Origin of the sequence: Lichenibacterium ramalinae (assembly GCF_004137085.1) — a bacterium.
GTDB lineage: Bacteria > Pseudomonadota > Alphaproteobacteria > Rhizobiales > Beijerinckiaceae > Lichenihabitans > Lichenihabitans ramalinae.
On record NZ_QYBC01000055.1, the window covers coordinates 1 to 3108 of the forward strand.

Annotated in this window: 5 protein-coding genes; all 5 read right to left on the bottom strand. The window is 67.2% G+C overall.

Annotation, left to right across the window (positions count from 1 at the left end):
- Positions 1-869: AAA family ATPase (locus tag D3272_RS26920; protein WP_165361560.1), on the bottom strand; the 869-nt coding region annotated here is incomplete at its 3' end.
- A complete protein-coding gene (locus D3272_RS26925; protein ID WP_129222311.1) occupies positions 869-1807 on the bottom strand; it encodes a DUF7146 domain-containing protein in 939 nt (312 codons plus the stop codon). The genes D3272_RS26925 and D3272_RS26920, both read right to left, overlap by 1 nt.
- On the bottom strand, positions 1804-2283 hold the full coding sequence (locus tag D3272_RS26930) for a hypothetical protein (RefSeq protein WP_129222312.1): 480 nt from the start codon (positions 2281-2283) through the stop codon (positions 1804-1806). Before D3272_RS26930 ends, D3272_RS26925 begins: the two co-directional genes overlap by 4 nt.
- Positions 2271-2492 (bottom strand): hypothetical protein, encoded by a 222-nt coding sequence (locus D3272_RS26935; protein WP_129222313.1) that lies wholly within the window; start codon positions 2490-2492, stop codon positions 2271-2273. Before D3272_RS26935 ends, D3272_RS26930 begins: the two co-directional genes overlap by 13 nt.
- 3 nt (positions 2493-2495) lie before the next feature.
- Positions 2496-2738: a helix-turn-helix transcriptional regulator gene (locus D3272_RS26940; RefSeq protein WP_129222314.1), complete on the bottom strand. Its 243-nt coding sequence runs from the start codon at positions 2736-2738 to the stop codon at positions 2496-2498.
- Positions 2739-3108 lie beyond the last annotated feature (370 nt).

A 3108-nucleotide genomic window follows, 5' to 3' on the forward strand; every position in this document is an offset into this window, starting at 1 on the left:
ACCACCGGCAGCATGGTCGGCAGCGACACCTCGCGCCCCTTGGCGTCCGTGACCTCGGGGGAACTGGTGATCTCGAACCGGAACGGGATCGGCGCGAACTCCAGCCCGCGCAGCTTGCCCTGCCAGTGAAGCTCCACGATGCCGGCCGGACCCTCGCTGCGGCGCCAGAGCGTCAGATTGCCGTCGACCTCGTTCAAGATCGCGCCGCCGCCGTAGGGCAGCAGGTTGTCCTGCGGGGCGTTCTTGACCGGGTGGGCCGCGACCACGACCGCGGGCCGGCCGGGCAGGCGCGTGATGGGTCGCAGACGGCGCATGAAGCCGCCGCCCTGAACGTTATCGTTGATGTTGTCGCCGTCGAAGAAGGCCGCCAGCGTGTCGATCAGCACCAGGCGCAACGGCGCCTCGGCTGCGGCCTCGGTCAGCTCAACGATGGCGTCCTCGGGCTTCACGCGGGCGTCGAGGATCAGCAGCCGGTCGACGATCTCGCGGACCTCGACGGCCAGGAACCAGGACGACACCTTGAGGCGCATCCGCACGTCGTCGGGGTTCTCGAAGGTCAGAAGCGCGACCCGGCCGCGCTCCACGTCGAGCCCAAGGATGTCTCGGCGGCCGGTCGCCAGGGCCAGGGCCAGGGAGATGAGCCAGGCCGTCTTGCCGGCGCCCGTGCGAGCCGTGAGGGTGTAGAGCGAGCCGGTGCGGACGATCGGCTCGACCGCGTACTCGAGCGGCTCGTATTCGGCGAGGAAAGCGTCCAGGCGCTTCAGCGGAACGCGAACGGCCGTCGGTGTGACGGCGACTGTGTCGTCAGCGAAACGGCCCGGCGGCGGCTCCCAAAGCGTCGACGTGTAGATCTTCGCGCCGGCGTCCATCAGGCGACCTCGCGAATGGCATCGTTGAGGTCCGACCCGAAGTTGGGGGTCACCACGGTGACCTCCCGCCCGGCGGCGTGCCACCGCGCCGCGCACTGGCTGATAGCCCGATCCGAGGCCGGATCGTTCTCGGCGAGCAAGGTGAGCGCCTCGACGCCGCCGAGCACAGGGAGTGCCGATATCGACCCAGCCGAGGCCAAGGCCCAGACTGGCTGAAAACCGAGCTGGCGGGCCGCGAGACAGCTCTCGATGCCTTCGCCGACGGAGAGCCCCATCGTGACCGCGTCGTCGCTGTCGATCTTCACGGCGGCCCCAGCCGCGATGCCGAGCATGCGTCGGTCGACCTTCGCGCCTTCGGCCGAGAGACGTGTGCGGTGGACCGCTTGCGGCTCGTCGGTGGTGATGGAGCGCATGAGCGCGACCATGGCTGGCACGTAGATGGTCCGGTCCTCGGCTTGGTCGCGCCAAGGACACCGCGGGTGGAAGCGGACCACCTCGTGTATATTATCCACGAGGTCGAGGGAGAGGCCACGGCTACTGAGGTAGCGCTGCACGATGCTGCCGGACGCCGGGCCGGCTTCGTTCCAGATCGCGACGGCGCGAGCGATCCGGGCGGCGCTGTCGTTATCAACGTGTATAATATCCACGTTGATTTCAGACAGCACCCTAGCCCAATTGTGTATATTAGACACGATTGGCTCTTTCGTCCGCCAAGCGTCGAGCGACATTCCGAGCTTGCCGAGCACGTAATCCCGGCACGTCGCGAAGTCGTCGCCGGAGAAGCTGTGCACCACGAAGCCAACGGGCGACGAGGCCGAGGGGCGCACGCTGAGGCTGCGGTTGCTGCGGGAGTGGCCCGGGCCAGGCGCGAGGACCCCGCGCCCCGTCACCTCGCCGCCGAGGGCGCGGGCCAGCGTGCGAAGGTCGAGGCCGCTCAATGCCGCACCGACGAGGTTGCGCCGGGCGTGCTGACCAACATCGGCAGCCCCGGCTGGGCCTCCTTCACGAGCGCGATCCACGCGGGCTCGTGGGCCTCACGGCTCTCGATGATCGCCGCGTTCTTGCCTGTCAGGATCGCCCCGGCCAGGGCCGCCCCGTAGGGCATGGGATCCGGTGCGCCGCTGACGATGACCGCGGCCCCGGCGTCGCGCAGGAACCGCCGCAGGCTCTTCCGGTGAAACGCTGCTGGCCCGAAGCTGAGGTCGAAGTCGTCACCGACGATGAGCACGACCGGCCGCCCCGAGGTGAACCGGAAGGCGCCCGAGTGCTGGATCACGTGCCCGAAGCCGATGGCGCCGGCGGCCGTGGCTGCCCAGATGGCGCGAAGGTGCGGTGCGGCCTGCTCGGCGGAGCGCGCAAGGCGGTCGGGCGCCACGATGTGGTGGGTGATGCCAAGGGCGCTCACGAGCAGCACCCCCAGCCGTTGGCTTCGACCACGGCCGCAGCGGTCGATACCGAGAGACCGAAGCGCTGCGCGAGGCGGATCACCCCAATGGGCACTTGGCGGAAGGTCAGCGCTGCGTTATCTGTCACGACGTAGCTGGTGAGCTGCACAGGAATGTTGTGGGAGAGGCCGGTAGCCGCCTGGCAGGGCGGCGCCGGCTTTTTCTTTGAATGAGCCATGGCCTATGCGGCCTCCTTCTCGGGCGAACCGGTCAGAGCAGCGGCGACATGCGCGGGCCAAGCAACAGACCGCCCGCCGATGCGGATCGGCGTGGGGAACTTGCCTGTTCTGTAGAGCCTGCGGATGTGAGCGATGCTGAAGCCGGTCAGCTCCGCCATCTGCTTGACATTCAGAAGTCGATTACGCTCTAGCGCCGCCGGCAGAACCACCGGCTCGGGCGCACTCTTGTTGGTGCGGTAGGCCATGACTGTCCTCCACCATCAGCGTGTGTGATGGCTTCTGGTCGTCATAGTGTGCAAACGTGAGCAGCTTGTCCGAACGGAACCGAACAGAACGAACTTAATCGCGGCGAGCTATCGGCCGAGTGCCTTGAACAGGCGGTCCAGAATGGGGTTCAGCTTCTGTGAGGCGGGCTCGGGAAGATCCTGGTCCACAAACCATTGCTGCATCCGTTTCACGATGGTGAGCCGGTCAGCAGGCAGACCTTCCTCGTGAATGATGCGGCACACCTCGGCCCACATATCGTGCCAGTGGTCAGCTAGAGTTCGTCAGCGAGCATTAGAATCTCGACGGCGTGGCGGCGCGGTGTGAAGTGTGATTCAGTTAGGTCGTCAG